The following is a 14,860-nucleotide window of genomic DNA, read 5'->3' as shown; positions in this document are numbered from 1 at the left end:
CGTGCGGGCGCTTGAGGCGCTGGGGCTGGAGCCGGTGCTGTTCGAGGGCGAGGCGCCCGGGGCCGGCGCCTCCGGCAATCCGGCCGGCCTGGTGACGCCCCGGCTGGATGCGGGGCTTGGGCCAGTGGCGGAGCTGGGGGCGCGGACCCTGGCGCGGGCCAGGACCCTCTATGACGCCCTCCCCGGCGCGGTGATCGCGAGCGGGGTGCTGCAGCAGGCGGGCGAGGCCAAGGACACCGACCGGTTCGCCAAGATCGCCGCCAGCGACCTGTTCGAGCCCGGCGAGATGGTCGCCACCGCCGAAGGCCTGGAGATGTCCGGGGCGCGGGTGATCAGCCCCCGCGCCGTGCTGGCCGCCTGGGCGCCCCAGGTGCGGACCGAAAAGGTCGGCGGGCTGGCGCGGGACGGCGAGGCCTGGCGGCTGCTGGACAATGAGGGCTTCGAGATCTGGCGCGGCGACGCGGTGATCCTGGCCAACGGCCCGGACCTGGCCCGGCTGTGGCCGCAGGTCACCCTGACCCCCACAAGGGGACAGGCGAGCTGGACCCTGGACCCGGCCCAGGTGCGGCCGAGCGCCTGGGGCGGCTATGCGATCCCGACGGGCGCGGGCCTGTTGTTCGGGGCCACTCACGACCGGGACGACACCGCGACCGAGGTGCGGGACGAGGATCACCGGCGCAACCTGGCCACCCTGGCCCAGGGTCGCCCTGAGCTGGCGGCCGGGATCGATGCAGGAGGCCTGAAAGGTCGGGCGAGCGTGAGGGCGGCCACCCAGGACCGCCTGCCCCTGGCGGGCGCCCTGGCCCCGGGTCTCTACGCGCTGGGCGGGTTCGGCTCACGGGGCCTGGCCATGGCCCCCTTGCTGGCCGAACATGTGGCGGCGAGGATCGCGCATTCGCCCTCGCCCCTGCCCCACCATCTGTCCGCCCTGGTGGAGCCGGAGCGGTTCCGCATCCGGGCGGCGCGGCGGGGCCGTATTTCCGACGCGACCCCGGCCTAGTCTCACCGCTCCTCGGCGGGGCGGCCGAGGCCACCGAAAGCCAAATAGGAGTTGAGCCTCATGCGAAAGTTCATCCTGACCGGCGCGCTGGCCGCCGGCGCCCTTGTCACCCTCGGGGCGGCTGGCCCCGCGCCCAAGCAGGACCGCTGTTTCTGGACCCAGAGCGTCAACGGCTTCACAGCCCCGGACGACAAGACCGTCTATGTGAAGGTGGGCGTGAAGGAGACCTGGCGCCTGGACCTGTTCGGGACCTGCCCGGATGTGCGCTGGAACACCGACATCGCCCTACTCTCGCGGCCCGGCTCGTCGATCTGTTCAGCCCTGGACGCCACCATCATCACCAATGGCCCGACGGGGCCGCAGCGCTGCCAGGTGAGCAAGATCACCAAGCTGACCCCGGAAGAGGCCGCGGCCCTGCCGGCCAAGTCCAGGCCCTGATCCCGGCATAAAAAAGCGCCGCCTCCTTTCGGGGGCGGCGCCAGGGATCTTAAGGGGATTGCGCGGCGACCAGAGCCGCCGCGCTGGTCGTCCTAGAAGCGCTTCTTCACGCCGAGCTTGATGACGCGGCCCAGCGGGTTCCCGTTGGTCAGGTCGTAGTTGTAGAAGCTCTGAGCGAAGGGCGGATCGGTATCCAGCACATTCTGGATCGAACCGGTGACCGTCGTATCCCAAGGCAGGTCGACCGTCAGAGTGAGGTCGTGCTGGAAGTAGTCGTCCAGCTTGCCAACGCTCTGATAGGTGCCGGTGCCGTAGTTGTACCGGCAGTCGGCGGTGAGGCCGGCGCTGGCGTCGCCCGCGCAGACCGGACCGGCCAGGGTGGTGCCTTCACGATACAGCAGCTGGTAACGCAGGTTCCAGTTGTCAGCCCGCAGGTTGATGAAGGCGTTGGCGCGCAGCTTCGGGTACGAGAAGAACTCGCCCGTCAGGTCGTGCAGGCCGGCGCGATCCACCGCAGGCGCGATGGTGATCGAGGAGTCCTCGAGCAGGGTCACGGCGCCGCGCTTGTATTCCTTCAGGATCGACGCCTCGGCGCCGACCGTGGCGCGAGCGCCCCACAGGTCCATGCCGAAGACGTTGTCGAAGTCGTACTGAGCCCGGACGTCGAAGCCCGAGGTCTTGGTCTGCGGACCGTTCACCCAGCGGATGGTCTCCTGCAGCACGTTGGCCTGGCTGCAGACGCCGTTCGCGAACACGAAGCGGGCGGCGAGCGCCGGCTTGGCGCAGGCGCCGGCTTGACCCAGGGTCGCGAAGAGCTGCGACGGGTCTTCCTGGATCAGCTCGTCCTGGAAGTCGAACTTGTAGTAGTCCAACGACGCCGAGAAGTTGCCCAGGTCCAGAATGACGCCCAGGTTCAGGGTGTCAGCGGTTTCCGGCTGCAGATCCGGGTTGTTGACGATCAGCGCGCCGCGGTAGGTGCCGCCCAGCTGACGAACGCCCTTGGTGCTGCCCGGCGCGACGATGGTCGGCGGCGGAGCGCGGAAGGTCGAGCCGGCGGTGGCGCGGAACGCCAGCCAGTCGGTGGCCTGCCACTTGGCCGAGATCTTCGGGTTGGTGGTCGAGCCGACCTGGCCGCCGAAGTCTTCGTGACGGACCGCCACATTGACCTCGAGGTTGTCCAGCACCGGCAGCTTGAACTCGGCGAAGGCGGCGCCGACGCGACCGTCAACGTCGTAGTCCTTCTGGGCCCCGAAGAAGATGAAGGGGCCGACCGGGTTCGGGCACTGGCCTTGCTGGCCGTCGATGGAGTCGACGCAGGGCGTGGCCCCGACATCGCCCAGGTCGGACCAGTCGTCGACGTTGCGCTCATAGCGATACTGAGCGCCGGCCGCCCAGGCGATGTTGCCGCCCGGCAGAGCGATCGGGGTCTCGCCGCTCACGACGGCGTCGGCCACGATGATCTGGTTGGTGGAGATCTGGGTGTACGAGCCGTACAGCCAGGCCAGCATGGCCTTATCATTCGCCACGGCCGAGTTGTAGAACGGGTTCGAGGCCCCGGTGATGGCGCTGGTGGCGATGCCGTTCGAGAAGGGGTTCAGCCACTTGCAGTTCCCCTGGCCCGGCGTGCCGGTGCGCCAGTCGCAGTTCGGACCGCCCAGGCCGTTGAAGGCCCGCTGGATGCGGTTCACGAGCAGGTCGTTGGTGACGACGTTGCTCTGCACTTCCATGAACAGCAGGTTGGTGTCCCAGTTGATCCCGCTGAGCATGCCCTCGGTGAACTTGCCCTTCAGGCCAGCCGAGATCCGCCAGGAGGTCCGCTGGATGTCCTGGTGGTCGGCGCCGTCAGAATTGGTCGGGTGACCTTCGACGCCGATCAGACGCCAGGACGCCTGGCTGGTGGTGACGCCGCCGGCCATGGCGGCGCACTGGGCCGCCGACAGCGGCGCGGCGCAAGCGGTCCGCAGGGCGATCAGGCCTGGGTTGTTGGCCGGGACGAAGTAGCGGGTCTGGTTGTTATAGCCCGGCGCCGCCGTCGAACCCGAGGTGTTGGCCGTCGGGAACTGGGTGGTCAGGTTGGCCGGCGAGATCCGCTGATCCGGAACGTCGGAGCGGTTCCAGAAGCCTTCGGCGTGGAAGTCGATGTTGTCCGACAGCTGGAAGTTCACTTCGCCGTAGAGCTGGTAGTGATGCTCTTCGTTCACCAGGTCGTTGAAGTGGGTGAACTGGTAGCGGCAGAGCGCGGCGTTGCCGGCGGCCGTCGTGGTCGGCTTCAGGGTCGCGGTCAGCAGCTGCGAGCCCAGCTCATTACAGCCGTTGTCGCGGAACAAGGTGGCGCCCGACGGGGTGCCATAGACGCCCGGGCTCGCCGAGCCCGACCAGCCGCCGTAGAACACCGACTCGAAGGGAACCCGCGCGAAGTCGCGGTCATCGACCGCCAGGCGGCCGCGTTCGCGGTAGCCCGCGGTGAACAGCACGTTGCCGGCGTCGAACTGGTGTCCATAGGCCAGGGACGCATCCCAGTCGCCGCTGGAGTCCTTGATGTAGCCGTAGTTGCCGTTGAACTCGAAGCCTTCGAGGTCCTTGCGGGTGATGAAGTTCACCACGCCGGCGATGGCGTCCGAGCCGTAGGTGGCGGCCGCGCCGTCCTTCAGGATTTCGATCCGGCCGATGGCCGCCGTCGGGATGACGTTCAGGTCGGCGCCGCCGCCCTGGAAGGCCGCGGCCGTGGAGTTGGCCAGGCGGTGGCCATTCATCAGCACCAGGGTGCGCGAGGAGCCGAGGCCGCGCAGGTTGATGGAGGCCGAACCCGCGCCGCCGTTATAGCGGTTGGATTCACCGAGCGAGGATTGGGCCGAGGTCACCGTCTTGACGAATTGGACGATGGACGGCGAGCCCTGCTTGGCCAGTTCCGCCGCGCCGACCACGTCGACCGGCTGGGCGCCCTTTTCAGAGGTGCCGGCGATGAATGAGCCGGTGACCACCACCTCTTCGACCGTTGTTGCGCTGGCGTTGGTCTCGGCGGCGAAGGCCGAGCCCGCGAAGGCCAGAGCGACGGCGACTGCAGAGCCGCCGCAGAAATATCTGCTTTTTGACATCTATGTTTCCTTTCCCCCTCGTGCGGCCGGCGCCCTTGTTCAAATGCCGGAAGCCTTGTGGCCGCAGAGTCGCCTGATCATCCGGCGCCCGGTCCAGAAGCGCCATACCGTTGCGGCAGGATGTTGCGGCGCCGAAATAGAGCCGCCTCAGTCCGCCTTTTTTGACGTACGGGTCAATTCGGCGCGCGCGCATCATACCGGGTTGTCAAAAAACCGCAGCGCGGGGCCCACTGGCGTCTCTGTAACAAGTCTTTCTGGGCGAAATCGACGTTCGCGCCGAAAACCGGCCGGCGTCCGGATGATACGGCTTGCTCAAAAACAAACCGACCAGACCGCCGCCAAATGGGAGCGCTGCAGCGTGACGAGTGTTGCATGTTTGCGGCGCCTGCAAAGAAAAAACGCCGCCGGACAGGCCGGCGGCGCAAGGCGCACGGGACCGGCGAGCTTTCGCCGGCCGGAAAGCCCCGCCGGCCAGAGCCGGCGGGCGCGGTGTTAGAAGCTCTTCTTGACGCCGATCTTGTAGGTCCGGCCCAGCGCGCTGGCCGTGAACGGGTCATAGTTCAGGTCCAGGCGGGCGAAGGGCGGTTCCGCATCGAAGACGTTGTCGATGGAGGCCGTCAGCGTGGTGTCCCACGGCAGCAGCACCCGGTAGTCGAGCTCGTGGGTGATGAACTTGTCGACCTTGGCGCCGTTCGAGTTGACCACGCCGGTGACCGGGTTCGGGGCCAGGATCGAAGCGCGCTGATCGTCGTAGGAGTCCACATAGTTCATGGTCCAGCGCAGGTTATGCGGGCCGCGGGTGTATTCCGCGAACAGCGAGCCCTTGAGCTGCGGCAGGGAGGTGGCGGCCAGCTGGTAGTTCAGCTTGCCGGCGGCGTCGAAGGCGTTCTCCACCACCAGACCTTCCACCGTGAAGGCGTCGATCTTGTATTCGATGGTGTAGGTGGCCGAGGCGCCAAAGCGCATGTCGCCGCCCAGGACATCATTCCAGCGATAGTCAGCCAGGATGTCGACGCCGGAGGTCTTGATCGCCGGGCCGTTCACATACTGGGTGCGGACCCGGGCGATGGTGGCCGTGGAGCAGGCGCCCTGGAAGGTGAAGCGGCTCTGCAGGCCGGCATAGGCCGCGGCGCCGCAGTTGGTGGCCGCACCGCCGGGGAACATCTTCGAAACGATCGAGGCCGAGGGTTCGGCGATGATCGGGTTGTCGAAGTCGAACCGCCAGTAGTCGACGCTGCCCTTGAAATTGCCCACTTCGAAGATGGCGCCAGCGCTGTAGGTGGTGGCGGTCTCAGGCTCGAGGTTGGCGTTGCCGAACAGGTCGATGGCCCGGAACGAGCCGGCGATGAAGCTGAGCGCCGTGACCGAGTTGTTGGACAGCTGGGTCAGCGGCGGGCCGCGGAAGGTGGTGCCGGTGGAGCCGCGGAAGGCCAGCCAGTCGGTGACCTGCCACTTGGCGGCCAGCTTCGGGTTGAAGGTGGTGCCGCCGTTGCGGCCATAGTCCTCGTAGCGGGCCGCCAGCTGGACCGAGAAGTTATCCGAGAAGGGCGCGTTGAACTCGGTGAACACCGCATAGATGTCACCATCCAGGTCCTGGGGCTTGGAGACGCCCAGGAACATCAGCGGGCCGTTTTTGGAGGCGCAGCCGGTGGAGCCGTTGAACGGGGTGTCCACGCACGGATTGACCAGCTGGTTGCCCAGGGCGTCGAAGTCCGCCTCGTAGGAGTTGCGGCGCGCCTGGACCCCGGCCGCCCACCCGACCGAACCGCCCTTCAGCTCGATGGGCAGGGTCCCGTTGAGCACGGCGTCGACGACGAACTGGCGCTGGGTGGCCTTGGTCTGCGACTGCTGGAAGAACCAGCGGGTCAGTTCCGGGTTGTTGGCCAAGCCGCTGGAGAAGGCCGAATTGGTCTCCCCCGTGATCTGGTTCTTGGCCACCGCGTTGGAGAAGGGGTTGAAGTAGTAGCACCCGACGGCGGTGTTGCCGGCGTTTGTGGTGAAGTTCGCCGTCTCGGCCGCCGTACAACCGTCCTTGTCGTTGTTGAGCGAGCCAAAGCCGCGCAGCGCCATCTGGAACCGCGAGACGATGGTGTCATAGCCGCTGCGGACGCCCTGCTCCTGGCCATAGGTCAGGGCGACGTCCCAGCCGATCCCGTTGGAGAACTCACCCTTCAGGCCGCCCGAGACGCGATAGGCCTTGTAGTGGCGGGTGCCTTCCGACGGGCCGTTGTCGAAGGCCGGGTTGCCGCCGAAGGAGAACGGACGATAGCGCACGCCGGGGAAGTGGACGGCCGTGGCGCTGGCCGGGATCGCGCCCGGATTGGCCGTGATGTAGGCCTGGAGGCCCGGGTTTGACAGCGGCACGAAGTAGCCGGCGAGCAGGGCCGGGGTCAGGGTGCCGACGCTGGGGTTCGTGGCCGCCGTCGAGGTCTGCAGGGCCAGGTAGGACGGCGAAGTGTTCCAGTCGGGGACGTCGGTCTCCGAATAGAAGGCCTCCACGTGCAGCTTGGTCTTGTCGCTGAGGTCGGCGTTGATCTCGCCGTACAGCTGGTAGCGGTTCTCGGTCTCGATCAGGTTGTCGTACTGGGTGTAGTGGAAGTTACAGGCCGGCAGGGCGCCGCCCACCGCCACGCCGCCCAGGCGCGCGCAGCCGTTGTCGAGCTGGAAGCCGCCGACCGGGATCCAGCCGCCGGTGGCCGGGTTCTGGGTGATCGGGGCGAAGGGCGCGACGGCGTTACCCGCCGACCAGCCGCCTTCCGGGTTGGCGAAGTAAGACTTGTTGGCGAAGTCGCGGGCCGTGACCTCGAGCTTGGAGCGGTGCTGGTAGCCGGCGCTCAAGAGGATGTTGCCGTTGTCCCAGGAATGGCCCCAGAGCAGCGAGCCGGTGTAGTCGCCGTCGGAGCCGTCGATGGCGGTGTAGCTGGCGCCCACCTCCAGGCCTTCCAGGTTCTTGCGGGTGATGAAGTTCACGACGCCGCCGATGGCGTCGGAGCCGTAGGTGGCGGCCGCGCCGTCCTTCAGCACTTCAACCCGGCCGATAGCGGCCGAGGGGATGATGTTGGTGTCGACGATGCCGGCGCCGGCCTGGCCGAACGGGTTGGGCGACATGCGCCGGCCGTTGATCAGCACCAGGGTCCGCTGGGCGCCGAGGCCGCGCAGGTTGACCGAGCCGGAGCCTTCCGAGCCCTGGGCGCGGGGGTCGAACTGGTTGGTGTCGCCGAGCACGCCCGAGGACACCGACAGGGTCTTCAGGAGCTCAAGGGTGGTGGGCGCGCCCTGCTTTTCCAGGTCTTGCTGCGAGATGACGTCCACCGGCAGGGCGGCGTCTTCCGGGGTGCCGGCGATGAAGGAGCCGGTGACCACCACCTCCTCGACGGTGGTCGAGCCCTGGGCGAAGGCGGAGCCTCCGAGGGCGAGCGCGACGGCCAGAACGGAGCCGCCGCACAGGAACTTGTGCTTGGACATTGAAGGTTTCCTCCCCTTCCTCGGCTCCGCCGCACTCGATCTGACGCGAGGGGTCGGGCCGTGGGAGTCAAAGGAGACCGCGACTTACGTAGGGCCGCGAAGCGTTTTGTTACAAGGGTGAAGCAAAGCTGTGAAAGTGCAGCGTTCGCGCAACAGTGTTCTGCGATTAGTTATCAACGCTAACCCAGGATCGCCCAGAAGCTGGGCAAATCCAGGCCGGACAAGGGGTGCGGGGCTGTTCGACCTCGCTAGATCGCGCGCAGAATCATGCCGTAAGGGCAGATGCGGCGGCGGCAGATTGTCGGGAAATGGGTCGTCCCCGAGGGCGGGGAATGGTGGACGCGACAGGGATTGAACCTGTGACCCCTACGATGTCAACGTAGTGCTCTCCCGCTGAGCTACGCGTCCGACCGGATCCCCGAGGGGAACGAGAGGCGGGGTGTATAACGGCGCCTAACCCCTTAGGCAAGCGGGGAAGACCGCTCTTTTCAGGCCGCCGCCATCATCTTTTCCACCTCGGTCACGATCTCGCGCAGGTGGATGGGCTTGGACAGGACCTTGGCGCCGGGCGGGCCGCTTTCGCCGGCGGCCAGGGCGACGGCGGCGAAGCCGGTGATGAACATGATGCGCAGACCCGGATGCTTCTGGGCGGCCAGGCGGGCCACCTCGATACCGTCCATGCCGGGCATGACGATGTCGGTGAGCAGCAGGTCCCAGGGCTGGTCGAGCACGGCGGCGGCCTCGTCGCCGTCGGCGCAGGAGGTGACCTCGTAGCCGGCGCGCTCCAGGGCGCGGGTCAGGAAGCCGCGCAGGGAATCGTCGTCTTCAGCCAGGAGGATACGGGGCATGAGGGCTCGGCTCGTCAGTGAACAGGCCGCACACCTTAGCGCCCCAGACGTAAACCCGCGATGAACCTTTGCGGGCGCGCGGCGCCGATCCGTTTGACCGGCCGGGGCTTCGATCCTCTTATGCGGCGGATGAATCGCTGGCAGCCCGCCCCCCATTCGGACACCAGCCCGGTCGCCTGGTCGCAGCCGGCCTTTGAGATCCGGCGCGCCGGCGGGTTGGACCAGCCGCCGCCCACGCCCCTGGTGTTCGCCTCGCCCCATTCCGGCCGGCTCTATCCGGAAGACATGGACGCCGCCCTGGACGGGGTGGCGATCCGCCGTTCGGAAGACGCCTATGTGGACGAGCTGGTGGCCGCCGCGCCGGAGCTTGGCTGCACCCTGATCACCGCCCGCCTCGCGCGCGCCTATATAGATGTGAACCGCGAGCCCTTCGAACTGGACCCGTCCATGTTCGCCGACGAGCTGCCGGACTTCGCCAGGGCGCGGTCGGCGCGGGTGCAGGCGGGGCTGGGAGCCATCGCCCGCGTGGTCTCCGAAGGCCTGGAGATCTATGACCGCAAGCTGACCTTCGCCGAGGCGCGGGCGCGGATTGAGGGTGCGCACGGCCCCTATCACGCCGCCCTGGCCCGACTGCTGGGCGAGGCGCATGCGGCGCATGGCATGGCGATCCTGATCGACTGGCACTCCATGCCGGCGGCGGCGGCGAAGGTGGGCGGCCGGGACGGGCCTTGCGACATGGTGCTGGGCGACCGCTACGGCGCCTCGTGCTCGCCGGTGGTGACGCGCAGCGTGGAGAAGGCGCTGGAGGCCATGGGCTACCGGGTGGCGCGCAACGCCCCCTATGCTGGCGGCTACACCACCGAGCACTATGGCCGGCCGCAGCGGCGCACCCACGCCCTGCAGATCGAGATCAACCGCGCGCTCTATCTGGACGAGGCGACCCTGGAGCTCACCTCAGGCTTCGCGCGGCTGAAGGCGGATATCGAAGCCCTGACCGCGGAGCTGGCGGCGGCCGACTGGAGCGGCCTGCGCGGCGCCTGACCGGACGGTAACCGGTTTCCGCTCTTCTTCCGCAGGATAGCGCGCAAGAAAAAAGCCGGGCACAAGGCCCGGCCAGTTCATTAGGGAGGAAACGCCCAGGAAGGGCAGAGGCGTCAGCGACGCCTCACAGGACTGATATACGGTGCGGCGCACAAAACCACAAGGGCAAAAACGTCGCAGGTGCGAAAAGATGCCCCAAAAATTCCGGTTCCCTTGCGTAATCAACCCTTTGAAGGCAGATAGGGGGCCGTCGCTTTCATGCTGCGGCGCACAATGCGCGACATAGACCCGCTGTCGCAGATCCAATAAGCCGCTGGCCTAAAGTTGCGCGCTCAACTACAAGCGCGCGCCCTCTCCGAGATAAGATTTAAATGTCGCTCCGCAATATCGCCATCATCGCCCACGTCGACCACGGTAAGACGACCCTCGTCGACCAGCTCCTCGCCCAGTCCGGCGTCTTCCGCGCCAATGAGGCGACTGTGGAGCGCGCCATGGACTCCAACGACCAGGAGCGCGAGCGCGGGATCACCATCCTGGCCAAGTGCACCAGCGTGCTTTGGAGCGGCAAGGCGGGCGAAACCCGCGTCAACATCATCGACACCCCCGGCCACGCCGACTTCGGCGGCGAGGTGGAGCGGATCCTGGGGATGGTGGACGGCTGCGTCCTGCTGGTGGACGCCGAAGAAGGCGTCATGCCCCAGACCAAGTTCGTGCTGGGCAAGGCGCTGAAGATGGGCCTGCGTCCCATCCTGTGCCTGAACAAGGTCGACCGGCCGCACGCCGATCCCGACCGGGTGCTGAATGAGGCCTTCGACCTGTTCGCCGCCATGGGCGCGACGGACGAGCAGCTGGACTTCCCGCACATCTACGCCTCGGGCAAGAACGGCTGGGCCACCCTGGACATGGCCAAGCCCAACGACAACCTGGCCCCGCTGTTCGACCTGATCGTCGACCACGTGCCGCCGCCGAAGGCCGAGGCCCGCAAGGACGAGCCCTTCCAGATCCTGTCGGTGCTGATCGAAAGCGACCCCTTCCTGGGCCGCCTGCTCACCGGCCGCATCGAGTCCGGCAAGGCCGTGCCCGGCATGGCGATCAAGGCCCTGTCGCGCGAGGGCAAGGAAATCGAACGCGGCCGCATCACCAAGGTGCTGGCCTTCCGCGGCCTGAAGCGCCAGCCGATCGACGACGCCGAGGCCGGCGACATCGTCGCCATCGCGGGCCTGTCCAAGGCCACCGTGGCCGACACCCTGTGCGCCCTGGAGGTCACCGACGCCCTCCCCGCCCAGCCGATCGACCCGCCGACCATCTCCATGACCGTCTCGGTCAATGACAGCCCGCTGGCCGGCCGCGAAGGCGACAAGGTGCAGAGCCGCGTGATCCGCGACCGCCTCTTGAAGGAAGCCGAGTCCAACGTCGCCATCCGCGTCACCGAAAGCGCCGACAAGGACGCCTTCGAAGTGGCCGGCCGCGGCGAACTGCAGCTGGGCGTGCTCATCGAAGGCATGCGCCGCGAGGGCTTCGAAGTCTCCATCAGCCGCCCGCGGGTGGTGTTCCAGAAGGACGAGGAGACCGGTGAGCGGCTGGAGCCCATCGAGGACGTCATGATCGACGTCGACGACGAGTTCACCGGCGTGGTCATCGAGAAGCTGTCGGCCCGTAAGGCCGAGCTGAAGGACATGGGCCCCTCCGGCGCCGGCAAGACCCGGATCAGCCTGATGGCCCCGTCGCGGTCGCTGATCGGCTACCAGGGCGAGTTCCTGACCGACACCCGCGGCTCCGGCGTGCTGAACCGCGTGTTCAGCCATTACGAAGGCTACAAGGGCCCCATCGACCAGGGCCGCAAGGGCGTGCTGGTCTCCAACTCCGACGGGGAAACGGCGGCCTACGCCCTGTGGAACCTGGAAGAGCGCGGCGTGATGTTCGTGGGCGCCGGCGAAAAGACCTACCAGGGCATGATCATCGGCGAGAACAGCCGCGCCGACGACCTGGACGTCAACCCGATGAAGGCCAAGCAGCTGACCAACGTGCGGGCCTCCGGCAAGGACGAGGCCGTGCGCCTGACCCCGCCGCGCCGCATGACCCTGGAACAGGCCATCGCCTACATCGAGGACGATGAACTGGTCGAAGTGACGCCGAAATCGATCCGGCTGCGGAAACAAGTGCTCAATCCGTCGTTCCGCAAGAAGCGTTCGAAGGAAGACTAGACGAGGCGGCATGACAGGCGCGGATCCGATTGACCCTCAAGGATCGGACCGCGCAGAGCCTCCGGCCCGCGCCGGGCTCGACGATCAGGCTGCGCTGATCGATGAAGTGAACCACCGGGTGAAGAACGCCCTGCAGCAGGTCGCCAGCCTGGTGCGATTGCAGGCGCGCGCCGCCACGGACCCCGCGACGCGCCAGGCGCTGGACACCACCCTGGGCCGGATCATGGCGGTGGGTCGGGCCCATGAGCAGACCTATCGGGTCCGCGAGGACCAGGGCGACTTCGACGCCGGCCTCTACACCCGCACCCTGGCGCGGGACCTGATCGGGGCCGCCGGCCGCGATGATGTCGCCCTGGAGACCGAGGTGATCTCGGTCTGGCTGGACGCCCGCCAGGCGACGCCCCTGGCCCTGATCCTCAACGAGCTCGTCACCAACGCCCTCAAGCACGGCTGCCCGGCGGGGCGGCCGGGACGAATCCGCGTCGTTCTGGGAACCGAGGGCGGGGACTATCGCTTAAGCGTGTCGGACGACGGCCCGGGCCTGCCCGCAGGCCTGGCGCCGCGGAGCCGGACAAGCCTGGGCCTGCGGGCCGTCGACGCCCTGGCGCGGCAGCTGCAGGGCCGTCTTGTCGTCGAGCCGACGAAGACCGGCGCCAGCCTGGCCGTCGTCTTCCCTAGAGCGTGATAGCCGAACGTGGATTCCGGTTTCGGCGACCATCACGCTCTAACTTTTTGAATAGGGCTCTGGGAGTTGAAGATGCGGATCTTGGTGGTCGAGGACGATGCGCTCATCGCCCTCGATATGGTGGGCTTGCTGGAGGAGATGGGGCACGAGGTGGTGGCCGAGGCCGCGGACGCCTGCACCGCCTGGGACCTCGCCGCCGTCGGCCGCCCGGACGTGGCCCTTGTGGACATCCGCCTGGCCCGCAACACCGATGGCGGCACGCTGGCGCGCAAGCTCTATGACGAGCTGGGCGTGCGCTCCCTGTTTGTCTCCGGCTCGATCACCGAGGACTTCCGCAAGGCCATGCAGACGATCCAGCCCCTGGGCTTCCTGGGCAAGCCGGTCACCCGCCGCACCCTGGACGACGCCCTGCGCGAGCTGGCCTAGAGCTTCAGCTCCATCCACACATCGGCGCGGGCATAGGGCGTGGGCCGGGGCGGCAGGTGGACGAAGCCCACCGAGCGATAGAGGCTGAGCGCGGGCGCCAGGCTGGCGTTGGTCTCCAGATAGAGCCGCGGCGCGCCCAGGGCCTTGGCCTTGGCGATGCAGGCCTCCATCAGCCGCCGGCCGAGCCCGGTTCCCCGCGCGGCCTCGCTGACCGTCATCTTGCCCACCTCGAACCCACCGTCCGCCAGGGGCAGCAGGGCCACGCAGCCCACCGGCTCGCCGTCCAGCTCGGCCATGAAGATGTGGCCGCCCTTGTCCAGGATGTTGGCCTGGGGATGATCGAGCACCTCGCGATCCTTGGGCTCGAGGCTGAAGTGCTTGGCGATCCAGGCCTCGTTGAGGGTCTTCCAGGCGTCGGTGTGCCGGGGCTCGAAATCGATGATCCGCATGGCTCCATCTTGGACCCCAAGCTGTGCTAGGCAAGGGCCATGGTCCATCCCGTCTTCGCCCACATGCCCACCACGGTCTTTGAGGAGATGAGCGGCCTCGCGCGTGAGCTGGGCGCCATAAATCTGGGCCAGGGCTTTCCCGATGATCCCGGTCCGGAGGCGATCCGGGCCAAGGCCGCCGACCTGGTGCTGAACGGCTACAACCAGTACCCGCCCATGGCCGGCCTGCCGGAACTGCGCCAGGCGGTCGCCGCCCACTACCAGCGCACCCAAGGCCTCGACCTGGACTGGAGAAGCGAGGTCACCGTCACCTCCGGCGCCACCGAGGCCCTGGCGGCGGCCTTCCTGGCCCTGGTGGAGCCGGGCGATGAGGTGGTGGTGTTCCAGCCGGTCTATGACGCCTATCTGCCACTGATCCGGCGGGCCGGCGGCGTGCCCAAGCTGGTCCGTCTGTCGCCGCCGCACTGGCGCTTTGACCGGGCGATGATCGAGGCGCAGCTGAGCGAGAAGACCCGTCTGGTCGTCCTGAACAACCCGCTCAATCCGGCCGGCACGGTGGCCTCGGCGGAAGACCTGGCCCTGCTGGCGCAGATCTGCGTGGAGCGGGACCTGATCGCCATCTGCGACGAGGTCTGGGAACAGGTGGTGTTCGACGGCCTGACCCATACGCCGTTGATGGCCCTGCCCGGCATGCGCGAGCGGACGGTGAAGGTGGGCTCGGCCGGCAAGATGTTCGGCCTGACCGGCTGGAAGGTCGGCTTCCTGATGGCGGCGCCGGCTCTGACCCACGGCCTGTCGCGGGCCCACCAGTTCCTGACCTTCACCACCCCGCCGAACCTGCAGGGCGCGGTGGCCTATGGCCTGGACAATCCCGGCCAGTGGTTCAGCGCCATGCCCCGCGACCTGCAGCGGTCACGGGACCGGTTGGCGGCGGGCCTGACGCGGGAGGGCTTTGTCGTCCTGCCCTCGTCGGGGACCTATTTCCTGAACGTGGACCTGCCGGCCTCCGGCGTGATGGAGCCGGACCGGGCCTTTTGCCTGAGAGCCGTGAAGGAGGCCGGCGTCGCCGCCATCCCCGTCTCGGCCCTCTACGAGGAGGAGCCGGTGACCACCATCATGCGCCTGTGCTTCGCCAAGCGCGACGAGACCCTGGACGCCGGGATCGAGCGGCTGGCCCGGGCGCGGGAGCTGTCCCGCGCCGCGAGCTGA

General features: G+C 67.9%; 11 protein-coding genes and 1 tRNA gene. 7 read left to right on the top strand and 5 right to left on the bottom strand.

What is annotated here, in order from left to right:
• Both ACFQ27_RS10065 and ACFQ27_RS10060 read left to right on the top strand, forming a co-directional pair.
• Positions 1 to 1,000 (top strand): FAD-dependent oxidoreductase (locus tag ACFQ27_RS10065; RefSeq protein WP_377353490.1); only part of this gene is annotated, 1,000 nt, incomplete at its 5' end.
• 60 nt (positions 1,001 to 1,060) lie between these two features.
• A complete protein-coding gene (locus tag ACFQ27_RS10060; RefSeq protein WP_374576559.1) occupies positions 1,061 to 1,438 on the top strand; it encodes a DUF6491 family protein in 378 nt (125 codons plus the stop codon).
• 92 nt (positions 1,439 to 1,530) lie between these two features.
• On the opposite strand, the gene ACFQ27_RS10055 is transcribed toward ACFQ27_RS10060, so the two are convergent.
• From ACFQ27_RS10055 to cpdR, 4 genes are all read right to left on the bottom strand, one after another.
• On the bottom strand, positions 1,531 to 4,533 hold the full coding sequence (locus ACFQ27_RS10055; RefSeq protein WP_377353489.1) for a TonB-dependent receptor plug domain-containing protein: 3,003 nt from the start codon (positions 4,531 to 4,533) through the stop codon (positions 1,531 to 1,533).
• A gap of 492 nt (positions 4,534 to 5,025) precedes the next feature.
• On the bottom strand, positions 5,026 to 7,998 hold the full coding sequence (locus tag ACFQ27_RS10050; protein ID WP_377353488.1) for a TonB-dependent receptor plug domain-containing protein: 2,973 nt from the start codon (positions 7,996 to 7,998) through the stop codon (positions 5,026 to 5,028).
• Positions 7,999 to 8,331: 333 nt separating this feature from the next.
• Positions 8,332 to 8,406 (bottom strand) — tRNA-Val (locus ACFQ27_RS10045).
• A gap of 80 nt (positions 8,407 to 8,486) precedes the next feature.
• Positions 8,487 to 8,846, bottom strand: a complete 360-nt coding sequence (gene cpdR / locus ACFQ27_RS10040; protein WP_374346144.1) for a cell cycle two-component system response regulator CpdR — start codon at positions 8,844 to 8,846, stop codon at positions 8,487 to 8,489.
• Positions 8,847 to 8,975: 129 nt separating this feature from the next.
• Between cpdR and ACFQ27_RS10035 the strand changes: the two genes are divergently transcribed.
• From ACFQ27_RS10035 to ACFQ27_RS10020, 4 genes are all read left to right on the top strand, one after another.
• Entirely contained in the window at positions 8,976 to 9,887 is a 912-nt protein-coding gene (locus tag ACFQ27_RS10035; protein WP_374346156.1) for an N-formylglutamate amidohydrolase, read from the top strand.
• Between the two features lie 371 nt (positions 9,888 to 10,258).
• On the top strand, positions 10,259 to 12,091 hold the full coding sequence (typA, locus tag ACFQ27_RS10030) for a translational GTPase TypA (protein WP_374346143.1): 1,833 nt from the start codon (positions 10,259 to 10,261) through the stop codon (positions 12,089 to 12,091).
• A 10-nt stretch (positions 12,092 to 12,101) separates the two neighbouring features.
• Positions 12,102 to 12,776: a sensor histidine kinase gene (locus tag ACFQ27_RS10025; RefSeq protein ID WP_377353487.1), complete on the top strand. Its 675-nt coding sequence runs from the start codon at positions 12,102 to 12,104 to the stop codon at positions 12,774 to 12,776.
• Positions 12,777 to 12,848: 72 nt separating this feature from the next.
• The gene (locus ACFQ27_RS10020; RefSeq protein ID WP_374346141.1) at positions 12,849 to 13,202 is read left to right on the top strand and encodes a response regulator; all 354 of its coding nucleotides are present in this window, start codon (positions 12,849 to 12,851) and stop codon (positions 13,200 to 13,202) included.
• Here the strand turns inward: ACFQ27_RS10020 and ACFQ27_RS10015 are convergent.
• Positions 13,199 to 13,651 carry a GNAT family N-acetyltransferase gene (locus tag ACFQ27_RS10015; RefSeq protein WP_377353486.1) on the bottom strand — a complete coding sequence of 151 codons (453 nt, stop codon included), beginning with the start codon at positions 13,649 to 13,651 and terminating at the stop codon, positions 13,199 to 13,201. The two genes, ACFQ27_RS10020 and ACFQ27_RS10015, sit on opposite strands and share 4 nt — an antisense overlap.
• 39 nt (positions 13,652 to 13,690) lie before the next feature.
• Here ACFQ27_RS10015 and ACFQ27_RS10010 point away from each other — a divergent pair, with 39 nt between their 5' ends.
• A complete protein-coding gene (locus ACFQ27_RS10010) occupies positions 13,691 to 14,860 on the top strand; it encodes an aminotransferase (RefSeq protein ID WP_377353485.1) in 1,170 nt (389 codons plus the stop codon).

The sequence above is a fragment of the Phenylobacterium conjunctum genome (assembly GCF_042679085.1).
GTDB lineage: Bacteria > Pseudomonadota > Alphaproteobacteria > Caulobacterales > Caulobacteraceae > Phenylobacterium > Phenylobacterium conjunctum.
The sequence above is the reverse complement of the archived record's forward strand: the minus strand, read 5'-3'. Positions and strand labels throughout refer to the sequence as shown.

Excerpts from the sequence above, each read along its gene's own strand:
- typA (WP_374346143.1), top strand. The coding sequence starts at position 10,259 with ATGTCGCTCCGCAATATCGCCATCATCGCCCACGTCGACCACGGTAAG.
- ACFQ27_RS10035 (WP_374346156.1), top strand. The coding sequence starts at position 8,976 with ATGAATCGCTGGCAGCCCGCCCCCCATTCGGACACCAGCCCGGTCGCC.
- cpdR (WP_374346144.1), bottom strand. The coding sequence starts at position 8,846 with ATGCCCCGTATCCTCCTGGCTGAAGACGACGATTCCCTGCGCGGCTTC.
- ACFQ27_RS10010 (WP_377353485.1), top strand. The coding sequence starts at position 13,691 with ATGGTCCATCCCGTCTTCGCCCACATGCCCACCACGGTCTTTGAGGAG.
- ACFQ27_RS10025 (WP_377353487.1), top strand. The coding sequence starts at position 12,102 with ATGACAGGCGCGGATCCGATTGACCCTCAAGGATCGGACCGCGCAGAG.
- ACFQ27_RS10050 (WP_377353488.1), bottom strand. The coding sequence starts at position 7,998 with ATGTCCAAGCACAAGTTCCTGTGCGGCGGCTCCGTTCTGGCCGTCGCG.
- ACFQ27_RS10020 (WP_374346141.1), top strand. The coding sequence starts at position 12,849 with ATGCGGATCTTGGTGGTCGAGGACGATGCGCTCATCGCCCTCGATATG.
- ACFQ27_RS10060 (WP_374576559.1), top strand. The coding sequence starts at position 1,061 with ATGCGAAAGTTCATCCTGACCGGCGCGCTGGCCGCCGGCGCCCTTGTC.
- ACFQ27_RS10055 (WP_377353489.1), bottom strand. The coding sequence starts at position 4,533 with ATGTCAAAAAGCAGATATTTCTGCGGCGGCTCTGCAGTCGCCGTCGCT.
- ACFQ27_RS10015 (WP_377353486.1), bottom strand. The coding sequence starts at position 13,651 with ATGCGGATCATCGATTTCGAGCCCCGGCACACCGACGCCTGGAAGACC.